General features: G+C 52.2%; 6 protein-coding genes. All 6 read left to right on the top strand.

Annotated features, from left to right (window positions below):
* Positions 1 to 320 precede the first annotated feature (320 nt).
* Positions 321 to 7433 (top strand): hypothetical protein, encoded by a 7113-nt coding sequence (locus ACYVGR_RS32810; protein WP_460964433.1) that lies wholly within the window; start codon positions 321 to 323, stop codon positions 7431 to 7433.
* Between the two features lie 58 nt (positions 7434 to 7491).
* Positions 7492 to 9348, top strand: coding sequence for a TonB-dependent receptor (locus ACYVGR_RS32805; RefSeq protein WP_460964431.1), 1857 nt, complete (start codon positions 7492 to 7494; stop codon positions 9346 to 9348).
* 12 nt (positions 9349 to 9360) lie between these two features.
* Positions 9361 to 16815: a fibronectin type III domain-containing protein gene (locus ACYVGR_RS32800; protein WP_460964429.1), complete on the top strand. Its 7455-nt coding sequence runs from the start codon at positions 9361 to 9363 to the stop codon at positions 16813 to 16815.
* A gap of 89 nt (positions 16816 to 16904) precedes the next feature.
* Positions 16905 to 17330: a hypothetical protein gene (locus ACYVGR_RS32795; protein ID WP_460964428.1), complete on the top strand. Its 426-nt coding sequence runs from the start codon at positions 16905 to 16907 to the stop codon at positions 17328 to 17330.
* Positions 17331 to 17400: 70 nt separating this feature from the next.
* Positions 17401 to 18168, top strand: a complete 768-nt coding sequence (locus ACYVGR_RS32790) for a hypothetical protein (RefSeq protein ID WP_460964426.1) — start codon at positions 17401 to 17403, stop codon at positions 18166 to 18168.
* Entirely contained in the window at positions 18153 to 18431 is a 279-nt protein-coding gene (locus ACYVGR_RS32785; RefSeq protein ID WP_460964425.1) for a hypothetical protein, read from the top strand. The genes ACYVGR_RS32790 and ACYVGR_RS32785 overlap by 16 nt, the downstream gene beginning before the upstream one ends.
* The last annotated feature ends 26 nt before the right edge of the window (positions 18432 to 18457 follow it).

Below are 18457 nucleotides of genomic sequence, written 5' to 3'. Positions count from 1 at the left end.
GCTATGCACTGATGGGAATAACTTTATCCAGGCTGCCATTACCTTCAATCCCACCTAATCAAATCCTCCTGACCAATCCGCCTTTTCATTTCCTAGCTCAATCATGGGTTCTCTCCCAGAACCTCATCAAACTGCTGATCTGATCTGTTCCATTAAGGCTACCTCGGATTCATGAACACCCTGACTAGCAAGTCAGTTGAATTGTCACTAAACTGATCCGAAAAAAATAATTAATAGTATACGATTACTATTAGATTGATTACCCGTCTAACAGCCGGTGAGGATCTGGCCTCCTTGTAACCACTACTAGTTTCGATTCTATGCCATTAACCTTTACTTCACGCCATTACCTTTCTATTTCTTTTTTCTGTCTGGTCAGCTTCCTGATGCTGGGCCTTGCAAGTGCCACCCAGGCCCAGAATAAGCTCTACATGAACCCGGTCAAATACACCGACCGACGGGTGTATACTTACAATCATGTTTGTGGCAATCAGAATCAGGTTCATTTTACACTCAATGGGCAACAGTTGCCTGGTTATCAATTCTTCTGGTTTGCCAGCGGTCTAGGTTTTATTGAATTTGATTTTGGCACGCTCAAGCCTGGCGATGTCCTCACGGTCAGTGATGAGTGCGGGAGTACCCCCTTTTCACAAACGATTACTGACGATTATGTTTATGTGGAGATACCTGTTGGGCAGAGTCATGCCAGCAATGGTATTCCTCCCGGTGACGAAACATCTCCTTACAATCGACTTAGTACGCCATTAGCAGTGGGGCGATGTGAGCCTGTTTCAGTTGGCGCTCATGGACTCCACACCTATTCATTTTTTGCGTCGACGAATACGAAAGGAATAACCTCCCAAATTGGTCAATTCCTGGTTAATGGAAATCCACTGACGGCGGCTGGCCACCAAATTGCGCATATAGGCTACCAGGGGGCTGTTAATTATACAATCGGAGCGGATGGCAGTCTGGCGTTTGATGGGCCTGTTCAGTTTATATCCCAGCAGTTTTACTCCGGACAAACACCGCTAACCATAGAATACCACCACAATGGCGCGGTATACAGTGGTGATCTGGATTTGAGAATTGGCGCGATGAGCTTCCGCTACATCAGTAATACGGGCTTCGCCATCCAGAAAGCAACCTATACCAGCGCTGTCAGCGAGAAGGATTTTACGGGTGATTATAGTCATTCGGTCTTTAAAATCACCTACGATGGGCATTACTTCCGGGCTTACGTCGACAATGTACTGGTCGACGAACTGGAACGATTCGTTGTCTTTGATGCCCAGGCAGGAAGCCTATCCAACACCGGCGTTTTACCCTACGGATCATCTGTTACGTTTTCACCGACTCAGCCAGGGGTCGGATGGGTTGGGGTACTGGTCGATGGAGTTTTATATACCCGCCAACAGTTGTCCATCGCCGATGATCTGTCGCTAAACCCGACGGTTATTAACGCCGGTTGTAGTGGGGCCGCTACCGGTCAGATTAGCCTGGCGGTCACCGGTGGGAAATCGCCGTTTCAATACAATCTGAATGGTGGTGCCTACTCCGCCAGTAATACCTTTACGGGCCTGTCCTCCACGACCTATACCGTTGGCGTGCGCGATGCCTCGGGCTGCACCGCTACCCGTACGGTGACCGTCAGTCAGCCCCCCACCCTGGGCCTGACGATCGCTAGTAAGACCGATGTAAGCTGTTCGGGCAATACGAATGGGACCGTCTCCCTGAGTCCTGCGGGGGGTACGGGTCCATTTCAATATAGTCAGAGCGGTGGCGCTTACGGTTCATCGGCCAACTTTACGGGCTTAGCGGCCGGGGGGTATACCTTTTCCGTAAAAGACGTGAATGGGTGCAGCGCTTCGGTAAGTACCACCCTGACGACGCAAAGCAATTTAGCCCTTAGTGTAACCTCCCTGCAGAATATCGCCTGCTTTGGCGGCAGCACGGGCGCCATCAGTGTCACCACCACGGGCAGCTCGGTGGGTGCTGTGCAGTATTCGATCAATTCGGGTGCCTCGCAGGCAAGTTCTCAGTTTACGGGTTTAGGGGCGGGTACCTACACACTAACGGCACAGGATAATCTGTGTCGTGTGAGCCTGCCCGTTAGCCTCAGTCAGCCACCAGCTCTGGGCGCTACGGCCACCATTACCCAGGCCATTCATTGTTATAATGGTGCCGATGGGGCGGTCACCGTAGCGGGCAATGGCGGGGTGACGGCTTACCAGTTTTCGGCCGACGGTAGCGCGTATCAGACAGCGGCTAATTTTTCGGGACTAGCCCGGGGCAACTATAAATACTGGGTCAAGGATGCCAACGGCTGCGTGGCCACAACCGGAATTTTGACCCTCAATGACCCCACTGCGCTACAACTAACCGTTACCGACCGAACCGACGCTGGTTGTTTTGGCGGTGCCACGGGCAGTCTCACCGTAGCCGCATCGGGTGGTGTCTCCCCGTATACCTACACCCGAACAGGGACCAGCTTTGGGGCGTCGGGGCAGTTCACGGGGTTAGTGGCTGCGAGTTATACCCTGCAAACAAAGGATGCCAATGGCTGTCTGGCCTCTACCTCGGCCACCATTGGCCAACCGGCGGTTTTACAGGGGGGGCTAAGTAACCTACAGGCGGTCGCCTGCTCGGGGGGATCGGATGGGGCGCTTTCGCTCAGTGCCACGGGCGGAACCAGCCCCTATCGGTTCGCCCAGGATGGCACGAGTTTTACCTCGACCAATACGTTTAGGAGTCTGTCCGAAGGGGTCTATACGTTAACGATTCGGGATGCCAACAACTGCCAGATCACCGTACCGGCGACAATTGGCTACCAGAGCCGATTGCTGCTCAGTATCGCTTCGGTGAAACCCGTTGGGTGCTTTGGCGAGTCGACCGGTGGTATGACGGCCTCGGCGACCGGCTCGACGGCGGTAGGTACCCTGTTGTATTCGCTTGACGGAACCAATTATCAGCCAGCCGCTCAGTTTACAGGTTTAGCGGCTGGCAACTATACGCTACACCTGAAAGACAATCTCTGTCAAGTCAGTCAGGCATTTGTCGTCACGCAGCCTACGGCCTTAGCTGCCAGTGCGTCAGTCATACAGCCAGTGGCCTGCTGGGGTGGTAGCTCAGGGTTGAATCGGGTAGCTGCTTCGGGTGGAACAACGCCCTATCAGTACTCGGCCAATGGCACGGCTTACCAGAACTCAGCAGATTTTGGTAATCTATCGGTTAATAGCTACACGTATTGGGTCAAAGATGCCAATGGCTGTACCCTGACCACATCGCCCGTATCGGTCACGCAGCCTACGCTCCTCCAGTTGGGCGTGAGTAGCCGAAGCGATGTGCGCTGCTTCGACGGAGCCGATGGGGCGGTGAGTCTGACGGCTACTGGCGGATCCCCCGGCTATAGTTTTGCGCTGCCAACGGCTGCTTATCAGACCTCATCTCAGTTTAGCGGGCTACGGGTTGCCTCCTACACCGCTCGTGTGCAGGATACCCACGGTTGTGTTACGAGTCTGTCGATCGTGGTCGGCCAACCTCAGGCTCCCTTTACCCTGGCGGTCACGAGCCGAAAATCACTGACCTGTTATCAGGATAATGGCGGACAATTCAGCGTTGCGGGCAGTGGGGGTACGGCTCCCTATCAGTATGCGCTTAACAATGGTACACTGAGCCCGGTCGGTACGTTTACGAGTCTGGCTGCGGGCACCTACTTGTTGTCGGGAAAAGATGCGCAGGGCTGTACGGCTCAGCTAACGGGTCAAACCCTAACCCAGCCTGATGAAATCGTGCTGAGCCTCCTGCGAAAAGTAGATGTCGACTGTGAATATTATACGAGGGGCGAGATTCAACTGAGTGCTGTTGGAGGCAATGGATCGTATGTGTTCTCGATGAGCGGGCAGGATCGTCGGGGAGTCGCCATTACCTCATCCCCGACGGCTGATGGGATCTTCAAAGCACTGGCTGCGGGCAACTACCTGATTACCGCTCGCGATGGGGCCGGTTGTACGGGCGACTATACGGTTGCCATTAGTCCCCGCAACTCCGCCATTCGCTTTAACGTACAAACCCAGCCACCCGCTTCCTGTCAGCAGGCGACTGGCCAACTCGTGGTCGAGAATGTGGTGGGCGGACGACCGCCGTACAGTTATGGCATCAGTACCCAGGCTGGCTTATCGAGTAATCCCCGGTTTGATAATCTGGCCGGAGGGAGCTATTTGATTACGGTAGCGGATAGTCTCTGTTTATACACCCAACCCGTTAGTTTAACGCTGGCGAACAGTTTACGAGCCGATTACACGCTGACACCCCGCGATTGCCGCACACCCAATGCGGATCTTCAATTGACCAACATCCAGGGTGGTTCAGGAGCCTATCAGGTCTCACTCAATAATGGGCCGTTAACAAGTACTCGCAACTTTACGAATCTGGCGCCGGGGATTTATGCCCTGCGGCTGGAAGATGTACCCTCCAGTTGCCCAACGATCCTGAGCCTGGAAGTGCTCCCCCAAAACGGAGCGGGTCTACGATTGACAGACCGGCAGGCGGTTAAGTGTTGGCAAGGCAGCGATGGGCAGTTGACCGTAACCGCCGAAGCAACGACCGGGCCCTTCCGCTACGCCATCGATGGGGGAAGCTTCCGAGACGATCCTCGCTTTACGGGCTTGCTCGCTGGGGTGCACCGGGTTGTGGTACAGAACCGATTAGGCTGTCTGGATAGTATGCGGGTGTTAATCACGCAACCGCCCCTGCTTAATCTGGCCGTAACCACCAAAGACAATGATTGTTTTGGCGATCAGACGGGGGCCGTAACGGCAGCAGCGAGTGGGGGAGTCAGTCCCTATACCTATTCGACTGACGGTACGAATTACGTGTCCAACACGACCCTGGGCAGTCTACGAGCGGGCGGATACTCCGTGCGGGTGCGGGATGCCAATGGTTGCGTGACGACGCAGGCAGCTACCTTGCAACAGCCGACGGTATTGACGCTTCAACCCCTGTATGCTGACACCGTTCGTTGTCAGGGCGAAACCAACGGGCGGGTTCGGCTCGTGGCAGGCGGTGGTACCCCAACGTACCAATATTCGATCGACAGCCTGAGTTATGCGGGCGACAATCAATTCGGTGGCTTACGGGCGGGCACTTACCACTTCTGGGTTCAGGATGGCCACCAATGCCGTACCAAAGCGAGCCTGACCCTGACGGAGCCAACCAAGTTGCAACTTAAGCTATTGAGCCAACTAGACCCGCTTTGTTATGGCGACTCAAGTGGCAAAGCTCAGGTAGTAGCCAGTGGAGGCAATGGCGGGTATCAGTATACCACAAACAACGGGCTGGCTCAGCCGAGTGGTTCGTTTACGGGGCTCACGCAGGCTAGTTACGGTTTTCGGGTGGTCGATCGGCGGGGATGTACAGATACCACGGCCACTCGCATTCGGCTTACCTGGCCAGCACCCATTACGTCCAGTTTTGTGACCAAACAGCCTCGTTGCTGGGGTGAAGCCAATGGCGAAGTTACGGTGAGCATACAGGGCGGAACTTCCCCCTATCAGACAACGGGGCCTGGAAATCCAACGACATCGCCTGTTTTTGCCTTTGTAGGCCTAACTGCTGGCCCCTATGTACTTCCTTTTACCGATAGTCACGGCTGTGGGCATCAGGTTTCACTGACTCTCGAACAACCCACAGCCTTATCGGTCCAGACGACCATCAAACCCAATGACTGCTTTGGTGATCAGACGGGATCCATCACGGTGGTTGGTCAAGGCGCTACCGCTCCCTATCGCTACGCGATTGGGGGAGCCGCACCGGGCGATACCAGCTTCCAGGCGAGTGGCCAGTTTAGTCAGCTTCGGTCAGCGACGTATTCCATTCGGGTCGTTGATGCTCACGGTTGTCAACTCATCCAGCCCACGCTGGTTCCCCAGCCGACGGCGGTTACCTTACAAGCCATCTATGCCGATACGGTTCGTTGTTTTGGGGAGACCAATGGGCGGGTTCAACTCCTGGCCGGTGGGGGTGTATCGGGCTATCGGTACGCTGTCGATACAACGCGCTACTATGCCGACCCTGTGTTTGGCGACTTGAAAGCAGGTACTTATACCTTCTGGGTCAAGGACCAGAATGGCTGTCGGCAATCGACCTCGCTCCCCGTCACTGAACCAGCCAAGATGCGCCTAAGCCTGACCGATCGGATCGATCCGCTTTGTGCGGGCGATCAAAACGGGATCATTAACGTGTCGGCCAGTGGCGGCAACAGTGGCTATACCTATTGGCTGGATAACCGACTCGCGCAATCCACGGGACGATTTATCGGCCTTACCCAGGCCGAATACACCCTGAAAGCCGTGGACCGGCGAGGGTGCGAGGATACCATCCGGCGGGTGGTGCTCACCTGGCCTAAACCGCTGGCGGCCGCTATCCAAACCCAAACGCCCCGCTGCTTTGGCGATGCCAACGGGACCGTCGGGATTCAGTTGACGGGGGGTGTAGGCACCTATTCGGGCACGTTATCGGGAACAACTGCTCCCATTACGGGCAAGGATTCGTTGCGGTATGCAAATCTGGCGGCAGGTCGCTATGAAGTAGCCATTACGGACCAGAATGGCTGTGCGCTTCGTCTACCCGTAGTCATTCCGATACCCGATAAACTACTCCCCATTCAGCTGGGCGATTCAGCGGTGGTTTGTAAGGGGCAAACCGTTACGCTGGACAGCAAAAATCCAGATCAACAGGTGGCCTGGTCTCTCAACGGCCAGTCGCTGAGTACGAAGTCGGTCATTACCGTTGTCGATCCGGGGGTATATAGCGTATCGGTCAAAAATGCGACAGGTTGTGAGACGACGGGACAGTTCCGGCTCATCAACTCCAGCAAAGCCATGAACGCCGATTTTCTGATGGCGGTGCAGGCCTTTGTCGGCGATACCGTGTACGCCCTGAACGTATCGAGTCCATCGGCTGATTTTGTCGACTGGACCTTCCCCACCGAAGCGTACCTGGTCGAACAAAATGCCAGTCGGGCCGGCTTCGTGGTGGTTACGCCGGGAAAATACACGATCAACATGTTGGCCACCAAAGAGGACTGTCGGAATAATAAGCAGCGCGACATCGAGATTTTTGATCGAAAAGATATCGGACAAACCGATCCCCAACTAGGCTATCAGGATCAGATCAACTTCAGTAAGGTGACGGTTTATCCGAACCCCAACTACGGCAAGTTCAAACTCCAGATCGATCTGAGCCAGACCAGTGATGTCGAGGTGACCATCACCCGTTCGTTAAACTCGGCTCAGGTCTATAAGACCGAAGCGAAAGGGCAAACGGCCTATTCCTTCGAGATCAGTCTGACGGCTTTTGTGCAGGATATCTATGTGATCGTGATCCGTGCGGGCAAGTCGACCTACAAGCAAAAGGTGCTGATTATGAACTAAACGGATTGGCGATGTCAAAACCACTTCCGTTCGTAACCCGCTTTACCCACCGTTTCCAATGATTCGTTTTCGTTGTATTTGTTTAGGGCTGCTGAGCCTGAGCTTTCAGAGTTCCGCGCAGGCAGTCGACTCACTGGTTAACCAGTTGACCAAAAATCCGATGGATAACCTGAAAAAGCTGGTGCCCAAGCCTAGCATCGGCCTATCGGGTATGATTACGGGGAATCATCTGTACTACCATGCTTCGGGTATTCCTGATCGGAATGTGCCCCTCAATATTCTTTACACGGGCAATCTGACCGCCGATCTGTTCGGAAAGATCAAGATGCCCATCTCGTTCAGTTTTTCCAATCAGGCGCTTAACAATAGCGGGGTCAACGTGGGGAATCCGCTCGCTCAATTTGGCGCCAATCCGTTTCGACAGCCCTTCAATCGGCTTCAGTTGCGCCCCACCTACAAGGGTTTCACCGCCCAGCTGGGCACCTGTGCCCTTCAGTTCTCGCCCTACACGCTGGCCGGGCGTCGCTACGATGGCATTGGCCTGACCTATAAATCGGCCAGCTCGCCCTTCTTTGCGGGCTTCATGCTGGGAAACCTGCAACGGGCGATTCAGGTCGATACGACAGGAACCGTCCGAAACAACTACCCGTCCTACAAGCAGCAGGGGCTGGGGCTTCAACTGGGCTATCGAAAGCAGGATGATGCCATCGAGCTGATTTACTTCACCGCTTCCGACCGCATCAGCTCGTTGCCCTATTCGCTGGACGAGTATAACATCCTGCCCCAGCAGAACGCCGTGGTGTCGCTCAAAGGCAGCAAGACGGTGTATAAACAATTCCTGGTCTCGACCGAACTGGCCGTATCAGGCATTACCAATGATAGCCGGGCTACCCCCGAAGGGACTACCCGAAACCTGTTCACCACCTTTTTGGGCACCTTTACGCCCCGGGCTTCGACCGATTACCGAAAGGCGTTTCGGCTGGAGGTCCAGTACCGAACCAAAACCCTGCAAACCGGCCTGCTCTACAGCCGGGTCGATCCCAACTACCGAACCCTGGGGGCCTATTACTTCGTCAACGATCTGGAAACGGTGGAGGGTAAACTGGCCACCCAGTTTCTACAGGGACGACTAACCCTGAGCGGACAGGCGGGCTTTCAGCAGGATAACGTGCTGAAGCAGAAACTCAAAACCAACCGACGGCTGGTGGGCAGTTTGAACCTGACCTACCTGCCCACCGATAAACTGAATCTATTGGTCAGTTATTCCAACTTTAGCAGCTACTCCAACCTGCGATCCACCTACGATTACCTCCGGCAGGTGACTCCCTACAATGCCCTGGATACGCTCAATTTCCGCCAGATCAACCAGAACCTGATGGTGATGGGTACGCTCACCTTACCCAACGCGTCGACCGACATCAACCAGTCCATCACCCTCAACGGCCTGGTGCAGCGGGGCGACGACAGCCAGGGAGGCCAACAGCAAAGCAGTAACCTGACCAATCTCAGCCTGGATTATACCTACCAGCACAACCGCCGAAAGCTGCTGCTGACAACGGGCTTCAATTTCAGCCATAGCAACTTCAGCAACCTGCCCAGCAGCCAGTGGGGGCCCTCCCTGAGCCTGAATAAAACGCTGAGCACCCACTGGAAAACCAGCCTGAGTGGGTTGTATACCTGGGGTCGAACAGCCAGTTCAGCGAGCACATCGACTCAGGAATCGCTGGATACCCAGGAGCAAAGCCTGAATGCCCGCGGAAGCCTGTCGGGCCAGTTACTGCCCCAGCTAAGCCTGACGGCCAGTCTGATTTACCTGAGTCGCCAGGCCACCAGCACCGACCGTTACCTGCCCAACTTCAGTGAGCTGACGGCCACCCTGGGGCTCTCCTATCAATTTAGTCTGCGTACCCACTAACCACCCACCTTGATGACTACTCGTTTACAATACCGCACTGGATTGTCCCGGACTGGATGGTCCCGCCTGCGTTGCTTCTGCCTGTTGGTATTTTGCCTAACCGCTGGGTTGAGCCAGGCGCAGCAAGTTCAGAACTATCCTGTCCAAACTACGGCCTACTTTGCCGCCCCCTTCTCCCAGCGACTTTCTGATTATTTTTCTTCGGATAAACGGCTCTTGGTTGATCTGCTGCTCAAGGACCTTACCAAGTCTACCGTTCAGGTCTACCTCAAATGGAGCATCGAAGGCGTCGGCATCCGGGTACAATCCCGCGATACCTACCTGCCCCCTTCCTTCATCACCCTCCAGCGCGGAGTCGTCAACCGACTCAAGGGAAGTGATTTGCAAACCAACTACTTTAATCCAGCCGCCATTGAGACCCAGGGCATCGATCCCCGATCGGTCTACGCCATCGAGCTACCCGAAGGGTTCTATACCCTCAAGGTGCAGGCCTTCGAAGCCGCTACCGGACAGGTCGTCTCCAACGTCAGTGAAACCTACATGGTGCTGGCCTACCCACAGCCTCCCATCCTAAACCTACCCATGGCGGGCACGGAAGTCCCCGTCACCAGTTTGCAAAAGGTGCCCATCAGCTGGGCACCCCGCCACTTTGCTTCACCCACCACCCAGGCCGTCTATCACCTACAGGTTTGCCAAGTGCCCGACGATTTCGAACCCACCGAACTGGTGATGCTCACCTGCACCGAACCCCGCCTGAACGAGACCGTACCCACCACCAGTTATGCAGCCGATATTACCCAGTGGATCAAACCCCTGGAGGTGGGCAAACGCTACGTGGTGCAGGTAACGGTCAGTGATCTGAGTGGGGAACTAACCAACTTTGTCAATCAGGGGCGGAGCCAGGTAAGTTGGTTTCGCTACGGCAAGGAGTGCACTCCGCCCGCCTTTACCATCCAGTCGCTGGGCACCGATCGGGTGCAGCTGAGCTGGGAGCGGACTGAAGGAGCCCAAGGCTATGTGGTGGAGTACAAGCTGGCCACGGCAGCCAACTGGCAAACGGTGCTGGTGAGTGGGACCTCGCAGGTGATTGGAAGTCTGAATCCCACGGCGGACTACCTGTTTCGGATGCGCACCGATTGTGGGGGTTCGGCCCCATCGGCTCCGAGTGAGATCCAGACCTGGAACATCCGGGATGAAGCCCCGGATGTGGCTCCCGAGTTGCCTTTGGAACTAACCAACCCGATTGCGATTCGGGTGCAGACGGGCGTGGATGGGCAAACCCAGATCCCTACCAGTTTATCGGCTCTTTACACGAACTTTCCCCGGGCTATCCAGTCGGCTACGAGTAGTAGTGGGACGGGTGTGTCGAGTGGGACCGACCCTGGTGGCGTGACTACCCCACCACCGGGTGTAATCAATGAGCCGAATTCGCCCAACGGGGGTGTGGTGACTAACTCCCAGACCAGCCCTGGGGCCACTTCTACTGGTACGACGTCAACGAATACAGATTTACCCCTGTTGACGCTACCTTACTGCGCTGTGCAGGCCAGCAGCTTTGCGGGCTGTGAGCTACCCCACCCCAGTGTGGGTTTGCCCACCGGCGAGCGGGAGCTGACCAGCCTGAGCGTGGGGGATGTGCTGGGTATTTATGATTATGCGGTATTTGTGACGAAGGTCGGGGGCGGTTCTCCCTTGTCGGGGGAGGGGCTGGCCCGCTTGCCGTTTCTGAACGGGACGATGGTGTTGGTGGAGTTTTCGGGGGTAAGTGCCAAGGCGGGTGAGCCGGGGACGAATGGGGGCTGCGTATATGCTGTACCGGAATCGGGTTATTTTCGCATCAAGCGGGCCACCCAGGCGGAGGTTCTGTCCGCTCAGCGAGGCCTGATTGCCAGTCTGGTCAGTAAGACGACCACAGATTCGACCACAACCCCAGGCAGTTCTACGGCCTTTGTGCCGTTTGTGGGCACCTTGGGGGAAGCCCTGGCCAAGTATGATTCGGTGGTGGTGAGGCTTACTCAGTCGACCAGCCAGACGGTCAGTGCTGAAACCCGGCAAGCCCTGATTCAGTACACGGGAGCCATTGCCCAGGGAAGTGCCTCGCTCAAAAGCTCCTTCGATGCGGTGTATGGAGATAGTTCTGATCCGTTGGTGGTTAGCATCCGGGATAGTTTAGCGGTGTTGATGAATCAGGTCAATCAGACGCTCACGACGCTTCAGCGTGACAGTGCCGTTACGGATCTATCGGTGTTGAGTGCTCGGTACGAGGCTTTGTTTGTCCAGATCAATAAACTCACGAATTCCACCACGACTTTGCCGACTGTACCGGGTATTACGCCTGTCGTGCTCAGCAAGTTGACCGATACTAGTGTAACACTCAGCTGGCAGGGTGATGCATCGTTCACCAAGTATGTGGTGCATTATAAGCTGGAGAATGGGGGCGAACTGCTCCAGACGGTGACCAGCCCAAGTATTCAACTACTGAATCTGAAACCAGGTAGTAACTACACGTATACGGTTGAAGGCTATCAGGGTACGAATCTAGTGAGTAGCTATCAGGGGCCGTTTACCACCTTATCAACTGAGGTACCTATTCCTCAGAATCTGACCTATACAGTTCAGGATGACAACACGCTGACTATTAGCTGGGATACAAATAGCCTCTACAAAGGCTACAAGCTGGTCTATAAAGATCTGGCAGGAGTAGAGCGGACGGTTTACCCCACCACCAATCAGGTAAAACTCACGGGATTAGACCCCACTCAAACCTATACCTACGAGTTGGTGGGCTATAGCAGCACCAATGAGAGCAGTGCTCCCGCCGGTGGGCGTCTAGCGAGTGGCCCTTCCTGCGCCTTAAGTATTGATGACCGGAATGCGACCAATTCCTCCATCACGAATGGACATGTGCTTCTGGCCACGGGTTGTGTTGGTGGTAAATTAACCTGGTCGAATGGTACGCCTGGTACAATTACTAACAATACCATCACCTGGGCCGACGGCGAAACGGGAGAGTTGGGTGGCATTTTTCTGGGGGATCATGCAGTAGGAGTTACTCCAAAGAAAAACACAACTTACACGGCCATTTGCCAGATGGGGAGTGGCAGTACGCAAAAATCGTGCACCTATTCAGTAGATGTAAACATTTCTTCGCCCGAATGCCAGGGTAGTTTTCAAATTAGTGCATCAACTACCTCCATCGAAAAGGGCGGTGTGGTTACCCTAACCGCTACTGGGTGTGATGGCTCAGGAAAACTAATTTGGAATAATGGATTAGGCGATAAACGCTCTATTCAGATTGCTCCTTTAGCTGATATAATTGTATCGGCAGAATGTGTCGATGGCACTAAAACGTGTTATGCTAATGCCATTCCCCTAACGATTCAGACCTGCATTACGGCGCTGTATATCAATTATGCAAGCATTTATACCGTGTCATCGGGTATTTTTGGCCTCTCTAAAAAAACAAGAAAAGATGTAGATATAGGCTATGTTGGTGGATGTGAAACCAGTAAAGTACAATGGAGCATTGTTACACCGACGGTTGAAAATAAATTGCCTGCTGGTACAGTCACGTCTACACGTCGAGTCAATAATCAGTTTTATCTGGAGGGGGTAGAGGGTTCGGTGACCGTTTTGGCGGTTTGTACGTCAGGTGCAAACTGCCCCCCTGTGACACTGACGATTCCAGAACCATCTCAGGCCTGTGATCGACATTATTTAGCCATTAATACGACCGATAAAATTCCCGCCGGGTTTGTTGGAGTCAGCTCCGGCTATGCCTTTACTTTAAAAGACGCAACGGGAAAGGTCATTAATGCGACAGAGGCCACAAAAGTGAACGTCCCGGTATCGCCAACTGACAAATTGTATACCGCTACCTTCGCCAATGGGTGTACCGCATCCATCTTAGTGCCTCGCACCCCCATTTACCAGGCATCCATCGCCTGGACCGAGAGCATATCAGTAGGTAATGTAAGTAAGAGTGAGACTCCGGGCTCCTATCAGGTCATTTCGCCTACGGTTGTTGATGCCTTTATCTTGACTACCTATCCGGCCTACAACCAATATTATAACCTGGATATGCAATTAAGCAGTCCTTGTCCAGGCATAATTACCTGGACTAATAGCACAGATGCGGGCTTTAGCCTTCAATCACGCCTGATAGCGTTTCGCGACAATACCTTTTCGCCCGTTGAACCGCCAATTAATGTAGTCTACCTGCCCTTTCCGACTGTTACAACGACCTACTACGCAGCCTGTCATATCACCAATGCTGATGGGTCGGAAACAATTTATCCGGCAACCCATCCCAAAACAATCGTCATCACCTCCGATGCCTGTATGCGTATCGACGTGGCTACTCCCAGTGTGACGAAAGGCAAGCCTGTGAAACTGACGGCTGTAGGCTGCATAGGCGATGTAAGTTGGTCGGCGGGTGATCAGTTGGTGGGCGTTGGTCCCATCCTTACGCATACACCTGTTCCGGCTACAACGCCCTCGGCTTATCTGTATACCGCCACTTGTAGCAACCCAGCCTGCGACCAAACCGTAACTGTGCAGGTAAAAAACTGTCAGTTTACCGTAACCCCTGCCCAGAAAGCAGTCAAAATTGCCGAAGCGGTTGTGCTTACTACGGCAGGTTGTGACGATGGATTGGTTCAGTGGAACACGGGCGAAACGGGAGCTAGTATCACCGCCAAACCCCTGGAAAATACCACCTACACGGCTACCTGTCTGGTCGATGGAGTGGCTGCCTGCCAGAATTCGGCCCAACTCACCGTCGATAACAAAGAACCTGACGATGTGGAGTGCCCTCCTTTCGAACTGATTAGCACGACTCAGTCGGTGATGCGGTGCACCACCCAGTTGGTCACGATCACTCCCCAGGGATGCCCCGCTGGGAGCACCATTGCCTGGAGCGATGGCCATACGAGTGGACCCGATGAGATTTACAAACTCACTCTTAATCAAGGCACTACTATTACCGCCACCTGTACTACACCCTACCAGATTCAGGTGACTCAGCAAATCATCCTGGCGACTCAGGAGCCTACTCTGGAGATTACCTCCACCGAGGTCTATGCCGGATTCCCCGCCCGATTACATGCCACAGGTTGCTTTAGCCCTACCTGTCAGGAAGGACAGTATAGCTGGTCGGTTGGTGGAAAACCTGTTGGTAGCGGCTCGAGCCTGTTGGTCACCCTGTTGGCCGAAACAGCCTATACCGTCACTTGCAATGGTAAAACCTCTGCCACTAAAACCATTAAGCTTAAAGAAGGGGACTGTGACCGGGGCCTCCAGGTCGACAATAAAAGTGGTAATATCAGCACAAGCCAGTATTACATTAGTGCTTCCTGGTGCGATACCAACTACGATATTCAGTGGAAGAAGAAGACGCGCCAGGGTGATCAGTATGTGACTCAGGATTATCCGGCTGGTCGCGGCAAACGACGCTTTACGGTGAACCGTCCCCCGCTTTATCAGTTTTATTTCAACGGCCAGCCCCTTGGTGATCCCCAACCCGACCAGGACCTCTACATGGTTTCCTGTGTACGCAATGGCACCCCCTGTATGTACAGCGATTGGGTGGTGATCTCCTATGATCCGGGTTTCCCTGACATCCCAGGATCGTATATCAGCGGTGGCCCGGCCGAAGCTCCCTCTACACCTGGCCCCTGCAATGAGTCGGTTGGCATGGAGAAAGGAGCTATTCAGAATTTTACCTATAGCGCCAGTGGAGACGGCAGCTATTATAGGCTCTACACCGACTGGTGCAGTGGCAAAGTAGTGTGGACAGATAAGGCAGGCGCGGTTCTGACTACCTTAACCGTTGGCCCTTTTACGTCTGCGCCTACTTATCATTATAGCTGTACATTGGCCAGTGGTGGGCTTTGTGAGGGGGATTATACGTTACCTCCACCTGATCCTTCGGGTGGTCGGGTGGGGGCTCCTCCCATCAATGTATCGACGGGAGTGAGCAATAACTGCTCTTCAGAGATCGAGTTTACCAAAGCCATGCTTGTTTTCTATGATAAAATGTTGTGTCAGCTAAAAAACCTGATTCAAACGCCCGACGATGCCCAGACCGTCTTGAGTAGTTTACAACAGCAACTCAGTGGTACCGCCGTTGTCTTTCCGGCAGACCTCTCAGCGGTTATTGATGCGTTGGTAAATAAAGATTGCGATCTAGCCATAAAATTGCTGGCCGCTGCCAATGGGTCTACAACTATTGACGAAACCGAATTTAATACCACCATTAACAGTCAGTTTAAGAAGATACAGAGTCGGATAATAGATACCTTTAAGGCAGATGCGCAGATCATAGGTGAAACGGTTCAACAACGAGACTTGGCCATTACAGTCACTGTAAGCGCTTCTGATCAGAATCAAATCGATGATAGCCAAGAACGAATTGCTTTTGCTGATAGAAGAAATCCTATCGCTATAGCAGAAGATCGACAAAGTCACACCAATAGACCTCCAATTAGTCCTGATGGTCAAGACTATTTTCGGGAGATTTGCACTGTCTGGAATACAGCCAATCAGGCTGCCTATGCTCAATATCTCACGAATGTAGTGACCATCCCAACTCCCATTGCCATTGGAATTAGTCAACTTCAAAACAAACCACTTCTTTTTCCTGCTCTAGTACAGGATGGTACGTTGAGTAATCTGAGTGAGAACTTCCTAAAAACCTTTTTTCTGAATAAGATAAAAGGCTACGCCAGTCAGGCTGACGGCATAAAAAGCTTGTACACCGGGACTAACAAGCCTTTATACGAAACAGTAGCTACTCAGTTAGTCAATCACTTTTATGAGAAGAGTGGTGCGGATTACTTTCAGATGAAAGCTATTGCCGATGCTATTTATAGCACCAATGTGGGTAATAGACGCATCAACAACATGATCCAAATCGTAGATGGGTTGTTTTTTCGCAAGATTGGCAATCTGGCTAAACCGCAGGATAGTGATCCCACTTATTACAAAACGGGCTTTGTCGGTTGTCCATACTATTGTAAGCCTTACTTAGACTTGGATTGGTTTAATAAGTTTACCAAAATCAACGTATTTCCTTCATTTGGGCCTACTGATGCCCTTACTTTTGATCCCAGGCCGGGTATAGGGGATGACGAACGATTGGGTTTATATACTATTGGTGGCACGCAGGGAATCGAAGTTCGAGTTAAAGAGATAACGCCTATTATAACTCCTACCCGTCGGGGTTACGAAGCCACGATTATCATTCGTTATCTGGATACCTTTGGCGTTAGTGAGAATGATTATGCCAAAGATTTGTCGCTATTTACTGAACATGATAACCTGTTAGGGCAAGACAATTTCCTTCGCTTCAATTATCGGGGAGGTGTGTTGTCTCAGTGGATACTTCAACACCAGTATGGGTATTCTCCTTTTACCGATTATCTCACTTACATTATAACAATGAAACATACATGGGAAGCCAATTAATCTCCAAACGCACTGTAATCATCGCCACACTTATCCTAGCGCCGATATTGTACTACTATCGTTGCATCTTTTTTCATAAGAAACTAGATATGACAGATATTATTGTCATGCAGAAGAGTTATATAGGAGAAGAAAAAGATTTAGGAGGGGGCGTGTGGGAGCACAGAAGCCCATACATGTGTATAGGCGTAAAAAATGTTTGTATAGAGACCTCCAGTCAGTATAAAGATTTTTTGCCCAAAGTAGCTGCCCAAATAGCCGATACCGCTCATGAAAAGATTGATATTTATTTTCTGATATATCACCCCAAAACAGAAAGTTATGCAAAAAGTTGGACTCCCTATAAGTTGGAAGAGGAAGTGCCTAATTCATTTCTACTGATGCAGGGTTGGGATTGCGGCAAAGAGCCTGAATTTATACGCTGGTATGTAAAAGACTTGAAGTACCTCAATACACAGACTCCCTCCTATATGCAGCTTCCTCTGGAGGGCGTTGAAGTTGAGAAAAGTAGATAATGAACACTTTATAGAAAATCAGTGATCGCCACTCATTAGTAAGTTCACGGATCAGATTTGTCTAGTCTGAGTGAAAGATTTCTTTCTGAAGAAAATACAAGGCTATGAGAACCGAGGTCTTGGGGTAAGCAGTCTGTATACAGGACCCAACAAGACGTTTTATGAGACTGTAGCCGCTCAATTACTCAATCACTTTTACGAGAAGAGTGGCACGGATTTCTTTCAGATGAAGGGTATTGCCGATGCGATCTACAGCACCGATGTGGGCAACCGACGCATTAATAACATGATTCAGATTGTGGATGCGCTGTTCTTTCGCAAGATTGGCAATCTGGCCAAACCTGAAGACAGTGACCCCGGTAATTACCAAAAGGAGTTCGTACCGGCATCCATCTGGCCAGCAAAGAAATTGGATATTCAATGGTTCACAGATAAATGTCAAACAAATGTGTTCCCATCTTTTGGCGCCATGGATGCGCTCACCCTAAATGCTACTCCTGGCGAAGGGGACGCCGAACGGCTAAGTCTATTCACGATTGGAGGCACACAGGGCATTGATGTACGAGTCAAAAGTATTACACCAATTCTGACTCAAAGTCAGCGGGGCTATTATGCCACCATCATTATTCGCTATTTGGATACTTTTGGGGTGAGCGAGGATGACTATGACAAGGATTTGGGGTTCGCTAATTCGTTAGGTCAAGTCAACTACCTACGCTTCAATTACCGGGGTGGAGTATTATCCCAGTGGATTCTGCAACACCAATATGGCTATCGACCTTTTACTGATTATCTAACGTATATTGTCACGATGAAACGCACATGGAACGCCAATTAATCCCCTCGCGTAAAACCCTATTTTGGCTATTTGTTTTAGCTGCTCTGTTATGGTACTTCTGGTCTTTTCTCTTCCCTAAAAAGCTTGACAACACCGATATCGTTGTGATGAGAAAAGGGCATACTATGGATGGTTATGTCTTTCTTTATGTAGGGGTAAAAAATGTAAGTAAGGCCAGACCCAGTCAATACAAAGATTTTCTACCAAAAGTTGCCACCCAAATAGCGGATCAGGTTGAACGCATTAAAATAAGGCGTTTGTGAGAAAGACCGATCTTTGTGGTATGGAT

This window comes from Spirosoma litoris (assembly GCF_054776755.1).
This window is presented reverse-complemented; position numbering and strand designations above follow the sequence as displayed.